Origin of the sequence: Arthrobacter sp. MPF02, from assembly GCF_046605375.1 — a bacterium.
GTDB lineage: Bacteria > Actinomycetota > Actinomycetes > Actinomycetales > Micrococcaceae > Arthrobacter.
Genome location: NZ_CP176772.1, coordinates 3,061,956 through 3,076,768 on the forward strand (window position 1 = coordinate 3,061,956; position 14,813 = coordinate 3,076,768).

The 14,813-nt window shown below is 65.3% G+C and carries 12 protein-coding genes; 4 read left to right on the top strand and 8 right to left on the bottom strand.

Annotated elements, in window-relative coordinates; translation table 11 throughout:
• Positions 1–5: 5 nt before the first annotated feature.
• Both rhaI and ACLH0K_RS14560 read right to left on the bottom strand, forming a co-directional pair.
• Entirely contained in the window at positions 6–1,172 is a 1,167-nt protein-coding gene (gene rhaI / locus ACLH0K_RS14555) for an L-rhamnose isomerase (RefSeq protein WP_411374261.1), read from the bottom strand.
• 73 nt (positions 1,173–1,245) lie between these two features.
• Entirely contained in the window at positions 1,246–1,608 is a 363-nt protein-coding gene (locus ACLH0K_RS14560; RefSeq protein ID WP_411374262.1) for an L-rhamnose mutarotase, read from the bottom strand.
• Positions 1,609–1,752: 144 nt separating this feature from the next.
• Here ACLH0K_RS14560 and ACLH0K_RS14565 point away from each other — a divergent pair, with 144 nt between their 5' ends.
• Both ACLH0K_RS14565 and ACLH0K_RS14570 read left to right on the top strand, forming a co-directional pair.
• The gene (locus ACLH0K_RS14565) at positions 1,753–2,769 is read left to right on the top strand and encodes a LacI family DNA-binding transcriptional regulator (RefSeq protein WP_411374263.1); all 1,017 of its coding nucleotides are present in this window, start codon (positions 1,753–1,755) and stop codon (positions 2,767–2,769) included.
• A 232-nt stretch (positions 2,770–3,001) separates the two neighbouring features.
• Positions 3,002–4,255, top strand: coding sequence for a Gfo/Idh/MocA family protein (locus tag ACLH0K_RS14570; RefSeq protein WP_411374264.1), 1,254 nt, complete (start codon positions 3,002–3,004; stop codon positions 4,253–4,255).
• A gap of 118 nt (positions 4,256–4,373) precedes the next feature.
• Here the strand turns inward: ACLH0K_RS14570 and ACLH0K_RS14575 are convergent, their stop codons facing one another.
• From ACLH0K_RS14575 to ACLH0K_RS14595, 5 genes are all read right to left on the bottom strand, one after another.
• Positions 4,374–5,531: an MFS transporter gene (locus ACLH0K_RS14575; RefSeq protein ID WP_411376486.1), complete on the bottom strand. Its 1,158-nt coding sequence runs from the start codon at positions 5,529–5,531 to the stop codon at positions 4,374–4,376.
• A gap of 188 nt (positions 5,532–5,719) precedes the next feature.
• Complete coding sequence (locus tag ACLH0K_RS14580; RefSeq protein WP_411374265.1) at positions 5,720–6,349, bottom strand: Poxvirus protein I5; 630 nt, start codon at positions 6,347–6,349, stop codon at positions 5,720–5,722.
• A gap of 11 nt (positions 6,350–6,360) precedes the next feature.
• A complete protein-coding gene (locus tag ACLH0K_RS14585) occupies positions 6,361–7,278 on the bottom strand; it encodes a carbohydrate ABC transporter permease (protein WP_411374266.1) in 918 nt (305 codons plus the stop codon).
• Positions 7,275–8,228 (bottom strand): carbohydrate ABC transporter permease, encoded by a 954-nt coding sequence (locus ACLH0K_RS14590; protein ID WP_411374267.1) that lies wholly within the window; start codon positions 8,226–8,228, stop codon positions 7,275–7,277. The genes ACLH0K_RS14585 and ACLH0K_RS14590 overlap by 4 nt, the downstream gene beginning before the upstream one ends.
• Positions 8,229–8,255: 27 nt before the next feature.
• The gene (locus tag ACLH0K_RS14595) at positions 8,256–9,545 is read right to left on the bottom strand and encodes an ABC transporter substrate-binding protein (RefSeq protein ID WP_411374268.1); all 1,290 of its coding nucleotides are present in this window, start codon (positions 9,543–9,545) and stop codon (positions 8,256–8,258) included.
• 175 nt (positions 9,546–9,720) lie between these two features.
• Here ACLH0K_RS14595 and ACLH0K_RS14600 point away from each other — a divergent pair, with 175 nt between their 5' ends.
• Both ACLH0K_RS14600 and ACLH0K_RS14605 read left to right on the top strand, forming a co-directional pair.
• Entirely contained in the window at positions 9,721–11,736 is a 2,016-nt protein-coding gene (locus ACLH0K_RS14600) for a beta-galactosidase (protein WP_411374269.1), read from the top strand.
• 301 nt (positions 11,737–12,037) lie between these two features.
• Positions 12,038–13,291, top strand: a complete 1,254-nt coding sequence (locus ACLH0K_RS14605; protein ID WP_411374270.1) for an HNH endonuclease — start codon at positions 12,038–12,040, stop codon at positions 13,289–13,291.
• A gap of 138 nt (positions 13,292–13,429) precedes the next feature.
• Here the strand turns inward: ACLH0K_RS14605 and ACLH0K_RS14610 are convergent, their stop codons facing one another.
• Positions 13,430–14,785: an ABC transporter substrate-binding protein gene (locus tag ACLH0K_RS14610; protein ID WP_411374271.1), complete on the bottom strand. Its 1,356-nt coding sequence runs from the start codon at positions 14,783–14,785 to the stop codon at positions 13,430–13,432.
• Positions 14,786–14,813 lie beyond the last annotated feature (28 nt).

The following is a 14,813-nucleotide window of genomic DNA, read 5'->3' on the forward strand; positions in this document are numbered from 1 at the left end:
AGCAGTTATGCGCCCCATCCGGCTTGCTGGCCGCCCACGCGGTCCTCGTTGATCTTCTTCTGGTAGCCGCTGGCCTTGTAAGCAGCGATCGGGTCTGCGGGCAGGCCGCGGGATTCACGCCATTCGGCCAGCATGGGCCGGACATCGGTGTAAAAAGCGTCGTTGAAAATGCTGTTCGCGGCCAGGACATCACCGGCGCGCTGTGCTTCGCTCAGCGCGGCCGTGTCCACCAGCAGGGCGCGGGCGGTCATCTCCTGCACGTTCAGCACCGAGCGGATCTGGCCCGGAATCTTCTCTTCCAGGTTGTGGCACTGGTCGAGCATGAGCGCCACGCCGGAGTCCTTGCCGAAGCCGCCGCCGCGTATCACCTCGTGCATGATGCGGAAGAGCTGGAACGGATCGGCCGCACCCACGATGAGGTCGTCGTCGGCGTAGAAGCGGGAGTTGAAGTCAAAGGAACCCAGCTTGCCCAGGCGCAGCAGCTGCATCACGATGAACTCGATGTTGGTGCCGGGGGCGTGGTGACCGGTGTCCAGGCACACAAACGCCTTCTCGCCCAGGGCCAGGGTCTGGGCGTAGGAGGTGCCCCAGTCCGGCACATCGGTGTGGTAGAAAGCCGGCTCGAAGAACTTGTACTCGAGCACCAGGCGCTGCTCGTCGCCCAGGGCCGTGTAGATCTCCTGGAGGGACTCGGCCAGGCGGTCCTGGCGGCCGCGGATGTCGTCCTGGCCCGGGTAGTTGGTGCCGTCCGCCAGCCAGATCTTCAGGTCCCTCGAGCCGGTGGCATGCATGATCTCGATGCAGTCCAGGTGGTGGTCGATGGCACGGCGCCGGACCCCTTCGTTGGAGGAGGTCAGGGAACCGAATTTGTACTCGTCGTCCTGGAAGGTGTTGGAGTTGATGGTCCCCAGCCCAACACCCAGCCCGGCCGCGTACTCCTTCAATGCCGAGTAATCATCAACCTTGTCCCACGGGATGTGCAGCGCCACCGTGGGCGCCAGGCCGGTCAGTTCGTGCACCTTCGCGGCGTCCGCCAGCTTCTCCTGCACGGTCCGCGGCGTGCCGGGGGTGCCAAACACCTTGAACCGGGTTCCTGAATTGCCATAGGCCCACGAGGGGACCTCAATCGCAAGCTCCCCGAGCCTGCCCAGCGCCGTTGCTACGTCATTCATGATGGTTCTTTCGGTGTTGTGTTCTGTGGTGGTTTGTTGGTTGGGCCCCGCTAGTGGAGCTGCCGGTTGCGGCCTAGGAAGTTGCGCTCCGGGAAGCAGTGGTATCTGCCGCCCCCAGCTGGGCGTCCAGGTTGAAGACTTCCTCGAGGACCTGGAACCCTTCATCGGGCGCCTGGCCGGAGTTTTCGAACAGGGTGGCCATCTCGGCCTGCCAGCGGGTATTCACGTCCGTGAGTGCCATGCGGGCGCGGGCTGCGTCAAAGTCGTCACACTCCACGTAGCCCACCAGCAGGCCGTCCGTGCCCAGGAACAGGGAGTAGTTGTTCCACCCCGCTTCCTTGAGGGCACGGAGCATGTCCGGCCACACAGCGGCATGGCGCCGCTTGTACTCGTCGATCAACGCCGGCTTGATCGAGGACCGGAAGCACACCCTCATTTGAAATTCTCCTGAACTCGCAAAGCATTGAATCGTTTCATTGTTACGATTCAAAGTACTCTTGACGGAAGTAGGTGTCAAGCATCCCGCTTCCCGTTCCCGGGGAGTGTTCGCGGCGCACTTGGACCACCAGCACGGAGAATCATGAACCGCACAGCCAGCATCAAGGACGTCGCCACCCACGCCAGCGTGGCGGTTGGCACTGTCTCGAATGTGCTGAACTACCCGGACAGGGTGTCCCAGCGCACCAAGGAACGCGTGTTGAAGGCCATTGACGAACTCGGGTTCGTCCGGAACGACGCCGCGCGGCAGCTGCGCGCCGGCCACAGTCGCACCGTGGGGCTGATTGTGCTGGACGTGGGCAACCCGTTCTTCACTTCCGTGGTGCGGGCCGCGGAGGACGCGGCATCCCTCCACGGAAGCGCGGTGCTGCTGGGCGACAGCGGCCATGACGCCGGCCGCGAGGCCAACTACATCGACCTGTTCCAGGAGCAGCGGGTCCAGGGACTGCTGATTTCCCCCGTGGGCGACGTGACCGAACGCCTGGACCTGCTCCGCGAACGCGGCGTGCCCACTGTCCTGGTGGACCGCCTCGCGGACGAGTCCAAGTTCAGCTCCGTGGCAGTGGATGATGACGCCGGCGGGTACCTCGCTGCCCGGCACCTGCTGGACACGGGCCGCCGCCGGCTCGCCTTCGTGGGCGGACCCACCGATATCCGGCAGGTGGCCGACCGCCTGCAGGGTGCGCAGCGCGCAGTGAAGGAAGAGCCCGGCGCCACGCTGGAAGTGCTCACCTCCGAGGGGATGACCGTCCTGGCCGGCCGCAGTGTGGGCAACATGCTGGTGGAGCGGGGCAGGGACAAGCTCCCGGACGGCATCTTCTGCGCAAACGACCTCCTGGCCCTCGGCGTTATGCAGTCCCTGACCATGACGCACACGTTCCGCATCCCTGAGGACGTGGCGCTGATCGGCTACGACGACATCGACTTTGCCGTGTCCGCCGTCGTTCCGTTGTCCTCCATCCGGCAGCCCACCGAGGCGCTGGGGCGGACCGCCATCGAACTGCTCGCCGAAGAAGTGGAATCGCAGAACCCCACGCACCGCGCCGTGGTGTTCACCCCGGAGCTGGTGGTCCGGCAAAGCACCGGCACTCCGGGGTGACACCCGGACCCGGCTGCGGCTAGGCCGTACCTGCCGGACCAGCCCAGGTGCCCGCCCCGCCGTAAGTGGCGGGCTGGGGGCCGAAGGCCATGCGCAAAACGTCAAGCATGCTTTGAAACGTTACATAGCTGGACGGGTAGGGCGTCATGACTCACACTAGGTATACGGAAAGCGCTTGCCACTAACGCCGGCGCGGAAAAATTTTGTGCCTTTTGGGGCGGAATGGAGAACGATGGGAACGCCAACCGGCTCATCCTTGCCCGGCGCAACCGCGGAACCGGCCGCCCCGGCGGAGCTGCCTGCACCGGCAGCTGCGGGTGCGGAGAGCGGCCCTGCCCGCGTTGCCCTGGTGGGCGTGCACGGCTTTGGCGTCCACCACCTCCGGAACCTTGAACGCCTGCAGGGAGCAGGCGTCGTCGAGCTTGTTGCCGTGGCGGACCCGCACCCCCCGGCATCCGGCTCGGTGCCGTCGTCGGCCGCTGTCTTTCCGGGGCTGGATGACCTGCTCGCGGAAACGCAGTCACTGGACGTAATCATCGTGGCCACTCCCATCCAGACCCATGCACCGCTTGCACTCGCTGCCCTGGCCGCGGACGCCGATCTGTACCTGGAAAAGCCTCCGGTTGCGTCACTGGCTGACTTCACCCGGCTGGGTGAGGCTGCCGCTGCCTCCGGCAGGAGCGTCCAGGTTGGCTTCCAGAGCCTCGGCTCGCACGCCCTGCAGGCGATAGAGGACCTGCTGGCGGCAGGCATCATCGGAAGCCTGCAGGGCATCTCGGCCACCGGCCGCTGGGTGCGCGACAAGGCGTACTACAAGCGCTCCCGCTGGGCCGGCAGGCGCAGCATCAACGGCATTGACGTGGTGGACGGCGTGGCCACCAATCCCCTGGCGCATGCCGTCGCCACCGCCCTGAGGATTGCCGGTGCCCGCACCACTGCTGACGTGGCCTCGGTTGAGACGGAGCTGTACCGCGCCAACGACATCGAGTCGGACGACACCTCCATCATCCGCATCCGCACCGCTGCAGGGCTGCCCATCACGTGCGCCCTCACGATCTGCGCAACAGAATCTGTGGAGCCCTACGTGACACTCCAGGGCACGCTCGGAACGGCGGTGTTCCACTACACGGAGGACCGGCTCACCATCGAAACGGCCGCCGGCAGGAGCGAGCAGGCCTACGGCCGGGACGACCTCACCGAAAACCTTTTGGCCCACCGGACCCGCGGCACTCCGCTCATGAGCGCGCTGCCGGACAGCGGCGCCTTCATGCTGGTGCTCGAAGCCGTGCGAACCGCCCCGGCGCCGACGCTCATCGACGCCGGATACGTCCGGTGGGAAGGTGAGGGCGATACCGCACACGCCATCGTCGTGAATATCGAGGACGCACTGGAGCGTGCCGGGCGGCAGCATGCCACTTTCAGCGAACTGGGCCTGCCCTGGGCAACCTCCGCGCCTACAGCCCTTACAATCCCCCGCTCCAGATAACGCAGGACCCTGGCGGCCCGTCGTCCGGCTGCCCGCAGGCACTTACGGGTCAAGGGCACGACGGCGGTTGCCGCCGTCGTGCCTTCGCACCCGTTGCCCGTGCTGACAATTCGCGGTATCAGCGGGAGCCGGACCGCCTGCCGTGCCACCAAAGGAGCGCGCCGATCACGGCCGCGGACAGCATGCCTAGGGCGCCCGTGACGACCAGCCCCGCGCGAACGCCGAACTGCTCCGTCAGCCATCCCGCCAGCAGCCCGCCGCACGCATGTCCGCCCAGCAACAATGGCAGGTACAGGGCCATGACGCGCCCGCGGATGGACGGGCCGGCCTCGAGCTGCACCGCCGTGCCGGCGCCGGTCAGAAAGAGGAGCGTCATGAGTCCCACAACCACCAGCATTGCCGTGAACAGCACCAGGTTCGGCATCAGGGCCGCCACCAGCTGGGACAGCCCGAAGAGTCCGGCCGCAGTCACGATGCCCTTGCGCCCCATGTTCCTGAGGCGGGCGGCAAGCAGGGCACCGGCCAGGGCACCCACGGCACTGACGGTATTGAAGAGTCCGAAGCCCTCCACGCCGTTGTGCCACACCCTGTCGGCGAACGCGGCCAGGACCACTGGGCCGTTCATGCCGAAGGCCCCCAGCAGGCCGGCCAGCACGATCAGGAGCAGCAGCCGGGGCCTGTCCCGCACGTACCGGAAGCCGGCCAACAGTTGCCCGCGGCCCCGCTCGGCGGGCGCACCGGGGTGCAGTTCTCCTGTCCTGACCGCGGCAACCAGGCCCAGGACCAGCAGGCCGACGGCGGCGTTGGCGGCGAAGGCGGCGGCAGGGCCCGCCTGGGCGATGAGCACGCCACTGAGGGCGGGACCGGCCATGGCCCCGAGCTGGGCGAGGGCATTGTTCAGGCCGATGGCAGCGCGCAGGTAGGTGTCACCCACCACTTCATTGACGAAAACCTGGCGTGCCGGGCCGTCGATGGCTGACATGATGCCAAGGGCGACGCAGCTGGCGTAGACCGCCCACACAGTGATGGTGCCGCTGGCTACCCAGGCCGCCAGTCCCAGGGCGAGCAGGATGATCACCGATTGGCAGACCATCATGATCCGGCGCTTGGGGAACAGGTCCACCACCAGGCCGGAGAGGGGACCCACCACCAGCATGGGCAGGAACTGCAGGGCGACGGCCACGCCTACCGCAGCCGGGCTTCCCGTCAGTTGCAGAACCAGCCAGTCCTGGGCCAGCCGCTGCATCCACACCCCTACGCTTCCGACAAGCTGCATGGCCAGGAAGAGCCTGTAGTTGTACTGCGTCAGCGGGTGGTACCAGCGCGGCTGGCGTTCGGCAGGCTCGATGGACTCGTGGGCACGCTGGCGGTCGGTTGACACGTCTGGACTCAACTCGGTAGCGGGTGGAACTGCAAGGAGGAAAAGGAGGCCGCCTCCGTTGACTGGTGCGGTGTGCGGCTGGGTCAGGCGCGGCTGGAACGGAGTTTGATGGCGGCGGCGGCGAGGATCAGCGTGCCGGGGACGACGACGAAGAGTGCGACGAGCATCCAGACGAAGACGACGGTGAGGAACAGTGCTGCAGCGAGCAGGAGGGACCCGGTCCAGTCTTTTACGGACAGGGTTTTGCCGGTTTGCAGGGCGGCGTGCCAGGCGTCTTTCGGGCTGGTGATGGTGCGGGTGGTGTCGATCCAGGCGGCGGTGGTGCGCAGCAGCAGGATCGCGCCGCCGGCGGCAAGGATCAGGGTGGCTGGCAGGACCACCTCCCGGCCGGGCAGTTGGCCCACCCAGGCGAGCAGGAGGTTCAGGACAATCACGACGGCGGCTGCCGCGGTGAGGGCGCCGAGCCTCCAGCTGCCGGGCAGTGCGGCCTTGAAGGTGCCCCACAGGCCGCGGACGGAATCGTCGCGGCCGGCGAGGTGCCGTTCCAGGTGGGCGATCCCCGCCGCGTAGGCGGCGGGGATCGTGACCAGCGGCAGGGACAGCACCAGCACCAGCAGCCCGGCCAGCAGGGTCTCGGAGAACAGGGCGAACCGGTTCACCGGGACGGGCTCATGCTGGTGGTTTGCGGGTCTGGTGCTGTCCATGACGCTCATTATCTTCTTTCCTAGCCCTTGAGGCCCTGGGTGGAGACGCCTTCAACGATGTAGCGCTGGAAGACCAGGAAGAAGATCAGCACCGGCAGCAGGGCCAGGACGGACATCGCGATCATGGCGCCGTAGTCCGAGGACTGGGTCTGGTCCACGAACAGGCGCAGTGCCAGCGGCAGCGGGTACTTTTCCGGGGTGTTCAGGTAGAGCAGCGGGCCCAGGAAGTCGTTCCAGCTCCAGATGAAGGAGAAGATCGAGGTGGAGATCAGGGCCGGCTTCATCAGCGGCAGCATGATGGACCCGAAAATCCGTGCGTGTCCGGCGCCGTCGATGCGTGCCGCCTCGTCCAGCTCTGCGGGAAGGCCGCGCATGAACTGGACCATGAGGAACACGAAGAACGCGTCGGCGGCGAGGAACTTGCCGATCAGCAGCGGGACGTAGGTGTCTACGAGGCCCAGCTGCTGGAAGATGATGTACTGCGGGATGATCACCACGTGGAACGGCAGCAGCAGCGTGGCGATCATCATCCCGAAGAACAGTCCCCGGCCGGGGAAATTGATCCGCGCGAACGCATACGCCGACACGGACGCCGAGAGGATGGTGCCCACCACGGCGCCGACCGCCAGGATCAGCGAGTTGGTGAAGAACTGCATCGTGGAAACGCCGCCGATGCCCTCCATCGCGGTGACGAAGTTGTCCAGGCTGAAGTTGTTCGACCACAGCGAGGTGTTCGCGCCGCCGATCTCCGAGTTCGGCTTGAACGCCGAGGCGATCATCCACAGGCCCGGGTACAGCACGATCGCGGTCAGGATCAGGGCAGCGGCGTGGAACGCCATGCTCTTGGCCCGCTTCGCGCTCACGGATTCGGACTTGGGGTTGTACGCCGGCACGTTCGCGTCCGGGGCGGACTGGGTGGGAGTTGCCATGGTTGTCATCGTGAATCACCGCTGTAGTGGACCCAGGACTTGGACGTGCGGAAGAAGATCAGGGTGATGATGCCTACCACGATCACCAGCAGCCAGGCCATTGCCGAGGCGTAACCCATCCGGAAATCGCTGAAGCCGCGCAGGTACAGGTAGAGGGTGTAGAAGAGAGTGGATCCGGCGGGGCCGCCTTCACCGTTGGAGATGATGTATGCCGAGGCGAAGATCTGGAACGCGTGGATGGTCTCCATCAGCAGGTTGAAGAAGATCACCGGGGAAAGCATTGGCCAGGTGATGTTGAAGAACTTCCGCACCGGTCCGGCACCGTCCATCGATGCGGCCTCATAGAGTTCGTTCGGGATCTGCTTCAAGCCGGCCAGGAAGATCACCATGGGGGCGCCGAACTGCCACACTGTCAGCAGGATGAACATCGGCATGGTCATGGCCGGGTTGCCCACCCAGCCGCCCAGGTTGATCCCAAAAATGGACAGGCCCTGGTCCACCGGGCCATTGTCGCCGAACATCGCCTTCCACACGATCGCGATCGACACCGACGCCCCGATCAGCGACGGCGCGTAAAACGCGGACCGGTAAAAGCCCTGGCCGCGGCGCTTGCTGTTCAGCAGCATCGCAACAGCCAGCGCCGCCGCGAGCTTCAGCGGGGTACCGAACACCACGTAGTTCACGGTCACGCCGACGGACTGCAGGAACCTCTCGTCCTGGAACAGGGTGGTGTAGTTGTCCAGGCCGATCCACTTGGGTGCCTCGAACAGGTTGTAGTTCGTAAACGACAGGTACAGCGAGGAAATCATCGGCCCCACGGTCAGGGCGATGAACCCCAGCAGCCAGGGCAGCAGGAACGTATAACCGGCGCGGGCGTCCGCCCCCCGGCGCTTCGACTTGCGAAGCTGCGGAGGGGCGGACGTCGTCGAACGCCTGCTCAGGGTTGGGCTTTGAGTCACGAGTTCAATCCGTCAGTCGAGCCTGGATCAGGCGTTCTGCTTGATGAGGTCTTCGGCTTCCTTGAACCAGGCATCGGTGGCGGCGTTGATGTCCAGCTTGCCGTAGTTCAAGTCCGAGGAGATGCGCTTGAAGGAAGCCTCCAGCGTGCCGAAGCCGACGATCGGCGGCTCGGGAGCGTCCTTGAGGTACTGCTCGATGGACTTCTCGTAATCCACCACGAGCTTGTCGGTGCCCTCGAAGGTGGTGCCGTCACGCTGGGTCTTGGAAGCAGGCACGCCGCGGGAAGTCTTGAAGATCTGGCCCACTTCGGGATCGTTGACCATGAAGTCGATGAACCGGGCGGCAGCATCCTTGTACTTGGTCTTGGCACTGGCCACCATCAGCATGGACGGCTTCAGGAACAGGCCCAGGTTGTCCGGATCATCGGACGGGACGGGAACAAGCTTCAGTTCCTTGGCACCGCTGTCCGCCAGGTAGCCGGCCATAAAGTTGTCCCAGGTGACTTCGGTTGCGGTGACGTTCGAGCCGAAAGCCGACTTCGGGGCCAGCTGGGTGACCCGCTCCTCGGAGGCGATCGCGGGGGTGCCGCGGAGTTCGGCGGTGAGGTTCCACCACTTCTTAAGGTCGTCCTTGCTGAAGCCGAGCTTGCCGTCCTCGGTGAAGGCTTCGATGTTGTTCTGGCGCAGCCAGATGTTGAACATCCACCAGACGCCGGTGTAGTCGGTGCCGCCGAAAAGGGCGCCGTTGCTCTTGGTGCCCACCTCGGTGAGGAAGTCGTTGTATTCCTTATAGGTCCACTTGCCGGTGGGTTCCGCGATGCCCAGAGAGGCCAGCTTGGCGGGGTCGTAGTAGACGGCGAAGGCGTTGGTGCTGGTGGGGATGCCGTAGGTCTTGCCCCGGATCTGGCCGGAGGGCAGCAGGGACTTCTCAAAGGCATCGGTGTTGATGTTGACGGTGCTCAGGTCGAGCAGCTGGTTGCGCTGGCCGTAGTCACGCAGGTAGGACAGGTCCCACTGCATAACGTCCGGCAGGCCGCCGCCTGCGGCCTCGGTGGCGCGCTTCTGCCAGTAGCCGGCAAAGTCGGTGAAGTTGCCGTTGACCTTAATGTCCGGGTTCTTGGACTCGAACAGGGCGATGGCCTTGCGGGTACGCTCGGCACGGTCGTCGTTGCCCCACCAGGTGTAGTTGATGGTGACGGGGTTTTCGGCGGAACCAGTCTCCCCGGAGGAGCTGGCACCATTGCCACAAGCCGCCAAAACGCCTGCAGATGCGGTGCCTACGGCGACGGTGGTGAGGAAATGCCTTCTGTTGATCACGGGAGCCTCCTTGCTCGATGTGTGCAGTCCCTGATCTCATCTACAACGCGAGTAGTGAGCTGGCTTACACGGCTTCTGAAACGATACAATAGCGGCATTCCAGAAATTGGGCAAGCGTTTTCCAGACGTCTGACATTCCATCTGGTTCTATCCGTGCAGCAGACATAGGAGTCCCATGAACTTGCAGGCAGCTTCCGGCCCGGACAGCGTGTGGAGCAGCATCGAAAGCATTGCCTTCGGCGGCGACTACAACCCGGAACAGTGGCCGGTCAGCGTCCGACTGGAGGATCTGGAGCTGATGAAGGAAGCCAATGTGAACTTCCTTAGCGTGGGCATCTTCTCCTGGGCGCTGTTGGAACCCGCCGAGGGCCAGTACGACTACGCCTGGCTGGACGATGTGATGGACAATTTGGCGGGCATCGGTGTCAAGGTGGCCCTGGCCACCGCCACGGCCGCCCCGCCCGCCTGGCTGGTCCGTCAGCATCCGGAAATCCTCCCCGTCACGGGTGACGGGACCGTGCTGGGACCGGGCTCCCGGCGGCACTACACGCCCTCGTCGGCCGTTTACCGCCGGTACGCCAAGGGCATCACCCGCAAGCTGGCCGAGCGCTACAAGGACCACCCGGCGCTGGCACTCTGGCATGTGGACAACGAACTGGGTTGCCACGTGTCCGAGTTCTACGGCGAGGAGGATGCCGCTGCCTTCCGCACATGGCTGGAGAGGCGCTACGGCAGCATCGCGGCATTGAACGCCGCCTGGGGTACCGCGTTCTGGAGCCAGAACTACGGATCATTCGAGGAGATCCTGCCGCCCGGCGTCGCCCCCAGCACGCTGAACCCGGGCCAGCAACTGGACTTCCAGCGGTTCAACTCGTGGGCGCTGATGGATTACTACCGGGACCTCGTGGCGGTGCTTCGCGAGGTGACACCCAATGTCCCCTGCACCACCAACCTCATGGCCTCCAGTGCCACCAAATCCATGGACTACTTCGACTGGGCCAAGGACCTGGACGTCATCGCCAACGACCACTACCTCGTGGCGGCCGATCCGGAACGGAACGTCGAACTGGCGTTCAGTGCGGACCTCACCCGGGGGATCGCGGGCGGCGACCCGTGGATCCTGATGGAACATTCGACGTCGGCGGTTAACTGGCAGCCGCGCAACCAACCGAAGATGCCGGGCGAGATGCTCCGCAACTCCCTGTCCCATGTGGGCCGCGGTGCCGATGCCGTGATGTTCTTCCAGTGGCGGCAGAGCTTCGCCGGTTCAGAGAAGTTCCATTCGGCAATGGTCCCGCATGGCGGTCGCGAGACGCGCGTGTGGCGCGAGGTGGTGGACCTGGGTGCGGCGCTGAAGCTGCTGGAGCCAGTACGGGGTTCCCGGGTGGATTCGCGGGCGGCCATCGTGTTCGACTACGAGGCGTGGTGGGCCAGCGAGATTGACTCGAAACCCAGCATTGACGTGAAGTACCTCGACCTGCTGCGGGCCTTCCACCGCTCCCTGTACCTGCGGGGCATCTCTGTGGACATGGTGCACCCGTCCGCGCCGCTGGACGGGTACGACCTGGTACTGGTCTGCACGCTGTATTCCGTGACCGATGACGCGGCCGCCAATATCGCTGCCGCCGCGTCCGGCGGTGCCACGGTCCTGGTGAGCTACTTCAGTGGCATCGTGGACGAAAAAGACCACGTCCGGCTCGGCGGGTACCCTGGCGCCTTCCGCGAACTGCTCGGGGTTCGGGTGGAGGAGTTCCACCCGCTGCTGGCCGGCACCCAGTTGAAGCTAAGCGACGGTACCGTGTCCTCAGTGTGGAGCGAGCATGTGCACCTCGACGGGGCCGACGCGCTGCAAACCTTCACCGAATACCCGCTGGAGGGCGTTCCGTCCCTGACGCGGCGTGCGTTTGGCAGCGGTGCGGCCTGGTATCTTGCCACCTTCCCGGACCGGGACGGTATCGAAGCAGTGGTTGACCGGCTCCTAGCCGAATCCGGTGTGGCTCCTGCCGCCGACGCCGACCCGGGCGTCGAGGTGGTTCGTCGCCGCGCCGACGACGGGCACAGCTTCGTCTTCGCCATCAACCACACCCGCGCTGACGCCTTTGTCCAGGCTGCCGGACAGGACCTCCTGACCGGCGAGCCCTTCACCGGCTCGGTGCCCGCCGGAAGTGTAGCGGTCATCGCAGAAGGCTGACGCTTCTGGCCAAAGTTGGCCGCTGCTGGCGTAGGGCCAGCAGCGGCGACTCACCCTGCGCGTTATATTACGACGGCGGCGCGCGCTCTGGCGCTTTTTGTCACGTTGATCATCGTTTTCCACATAGGGCTTTTGGCTGGCCGGTTTTGTCGGTGCCTGCTGGAAGACTTTGTTCATGGAGGCGTTTGGGGCAGCAGTAGTGGATGCAAGGCACCTTGGTGTCGCACATCAAGCCGCCGTGACTGTTGCCGATGCGCTGAGGATTCTGGCTGCTGTGCCTGTGGCTGCTGATGGTGCGGGGATGGTTGATCAGCTGCGGCACTTTGAGGATGTGAAGGCGCTGGCGGCGGCGCGGCAGGCCGAGGTCACTGTGGCTTTTGATCTGCAGCAGCGGCGGGAGCAGGCGGCCGCGGGTGTCCCTGCCGGGGAGCAGGGCGCCGGGGTGGGCGCGCAGGTGGCGTTGGCGCGTCGGGAGTCCCCGGCCCGGGGCGGGAGGCTCCTTGGCTTGGCCAGGGCCCTGACCGGGATGCCGCGCACGGCTGCGGCGTTCCGGTCCGGGCGGTTGAATGAGTGGCGGACAACGCTGATTGTTAGGGAGACGGTGTGCCTGTCGGTGGAGGACCGGGCCGGGGTGGATGAGGAACTCGCGCCCGACACCGGCACCTTCGACGGCGCCGGTGACCGGGCCATCATCTCCGCCGTGAAGGCCGCGGCGTACCGGAGGGACCCGCGGTCGGTGGCGAAGCGGGCCAGCCACGCGGTGAACGAACGGACCGTGTCGTTGCGCCCGGCGCCGGACACCATGGCGCGGGTGACCGCGCTGCTGCCCGTCGCCCAGGGCGTGGCCGTGTACGCCGCGCTGGTCAAGGAAGCCGACACGCTCCGGGCTGCGGGAGATGAGCGGGGCAAGGGCCAGATCATGGCCGACACCCTCATCGAAAGAGCCACCGGCATTGAGTGCGGGGTCAGCAGCATCGAAATCCAGCTCGTGATGACCGACCGCACCCTCCTGCAGGGCGACAGCGAACCGGCCCGCCTGACCGGCTACGGCACCGTCCCCGCCGAATGGGCAAGAAGAGTAGCCCTTGAGGAGCTCACCGAAGACGTCACTACTTGGGTTCGCCGGCTTTACACAGAACCCGGTACAGACGACCTGGTCGCGATGGACTCCAAGGCCCGGCTCTTCCCGCCCGGACTCCGCCGCTTCATCCAAGTCAGGGACGACGTCTGCCGGACCCCGTACTGTGACGCGCCCATCCGCCATGACGACCACATCATCCCCTGGCACAAAGACGGATTCACCAGCGCCGGCAACGGCCAGGGCCTCTGCGAAGCCTGCAACCACACCAAAGAAACACCAGGCTGGTCGGCCAAACCACTCCCGCTCCCCGGAACCCGGCACACCGTACGCCTGAAAACCCCAACAGGCCACACCTACACGTCCACCGCGCCACCCCTTCCCGGCACCCGATGGAGGGGCACCGCGGAAAAGAAGCCAAGCGTCCAGGTGCTGGGCCACGCCGGCCCTTCGCAGGCATACCGGCTTGCACGTTGAGGCTTGCATCTTAAACAGCTCCGTCCCGGAGGAACCTGTGGTTCCTGCCGGGACGGAGCTGCCACCCGCCGGTGGACATGTGATGGGCGGAGGAGGCTTCCACCTATCTGTCCGGGAGCCGTGTTGGCGGGGTGAAACCTAGCTGCTGATGGCCGACTTCATCTCGTCGTGGGCCTTCTTGCCAGCGTCTTCGGGCGACAAGCGCTCGAAGAGCACTTCCGAGGTGTAGCGCTTGATGATCTCCTGGATGGAGCCTGCACCCTTCGGCGGCGGGGCGGGAGCTTCGCCGAGCTCGTCCTTGATCTGGTCGATGAACTTGACTACCTTGACGTCAGCCGGGGTCAGCTTGGGTTCGATGGCTGCGCGGACGTCGGAGTTCGGGTAGACGCCGCGGTCGGCCAGGAGGATCTCGCCGGCCTTGACATCGTTGGCCAGGAAGTTGATGAACTTGGCGACTTCCTCAGGGTGCTTGGTGCGCGAGGAAGCGGACCAGAACTGGGATGCCTTGTACCAGAGCCCGGCATCGTCAGCGGAGCCGGTCTTGGTGGGGAAGCGCAGGATCTTCAGGTCACCTCCGGAAGCCTTCTCCAGGGCGGGAGCCTGGTTGGACCACCAGAACGCCATGGCGTTCTTGCCCGTGGCCAGGCCGCTCTGGTCGAGCGGTGCCGCCTCGGCTTCCACCACCTCGGAAGCGGTAGGCACAGCCTTCTTTTCGCTGAGTTGCTTCAGGAAAGCCCACCAGTCAGCAATGTCGCCCGGCTCGAAGCCCAGCTTGCCGTCCGATGTGTAAAGGGACTTGCCGTCCTGGCGCAGCCACACACCCAGCGAGGCCTCGTCCGTTCCGTAGGCGGCTGCCCCGTAGGTACCCTTGGGCGACTTCGCCGTAATTTCAGCGGCGATACGCTCAAAGTCCTCCCATGTCCACGTGGAGTCGTCCGGCAGCGGAACACCTGCAGCTTCGAAGACCGCCGGATTGGCCAGGATGGTGGCGGCGTTGATACCGGCTGCGATGCCCGTCAGGCCGTCTTCGCTCTTGCCGGCGTTCAGTGCGGCTTCGTCGAACTTCGAAGTGTCGATCTCGTACTTCGACAGGTCCAGCAACGCACCCCGGCTGGAGTATTCGGTGATGTACTTCTCGTCCATCTGGATGATGTCGGGAGCGTCATTGGCCGCCACCTGGGTAGCCAGCTTGTCCCAGTAGCCGCTCCAGTCGCCAAATTCCGGCTTGATCTTGATGTTCGGGTTCTCGGCTTCGAACTGCTTGATGGCTTCCTGTGTCAGCTGGGCCCGCTTGTCGCCGCCCCACCAGGAGAAGCGCAGTTCAACGGTACCGTCAGCGCTTTGCGGCTCGGATCCGCCGCCGCAGGCGCTGAGGGCCATCACGACGGCGGCCGCTGCGGCTACTACGCCTGTCTTACGAATGCGCCGGGCGGCGCCGGAAGAAGTTCCTGCTGGCTGCGTGCCAGCAGACGCAGAACGGGGAAAAAGCGGCACGGGGTACTCCGATCTTCGTTGATCTTGG

Excerpts from the sequence above, each read along its gene's own strand:
- ACLH0K_RS14560 (WP_411374262.1), bottom strand. The coding sequence starts at position 1,608 with ATGAGGGTGTGCTTCCGGTCCTCGATCAAGCCGGCGTTGATCGACGAG.
- ACLH0K_RS14605 (WP_411374270.1), top strand. The coding sequence starts at position 12,038 with ATGGTTGATCAGCTGCGGCACTTTGAGGATGTGAAGGCGCTGGCGGCG.
- ACLH0K_RS14585 (WP_411374266.1), bottom strand. The coding sequence starts at position 7,278 with ATGACAACCATGGCAACTCCCACCCAGTCCGCCCCGGACGCGAACGTG.
- ACLH0K_RS14565 (WP_411374263.1), top strand. The coding sequence starts at position 1,753 with ATGAACCGCACAGCCAGCATCAAGGACGTCGCCACCCACGCCAGCGTG.
- ACLH0K_RS14600 (WP_411374269.1), top strand. The coding sequence starts at position 9,721 with ATGAACTTGCAGGCAGCTTCCGGCCCGGACAGCGTGTGGAGCAGCATC.
- ACLH0K_RS14575 (WP_411376486.1), bottom strand. The coding sequence starts at position 5,531 with ATGCAGCTTGTCGGAAGCGTAGGGGTGTGGATGCAGCGGCTGGCCCAG.
- ACLH0K_RS14580 (WP_411374265.1), bottom strand. The coding sequence starts at position 6,349 with ATGAGCGTCATGGACAGCACCAGACCCGCAAACCACCAGCATGAGCCC.
- rhaI (WP_411374261.1), bottom strand. The coding sequence starts at position 1,172 with ATGAATGACGTAGCAACGGCGCTGGGCAGGCTCGGGGAGCTTGCGATT.
- ACLH0K_RS14570 (WP_411374264.1), top strand. The coding sequence starts at position 3,002 with ATGGGAACGCCAACCGGCTCATCCTTGCCCGGCGCAACCGCGGAACCG.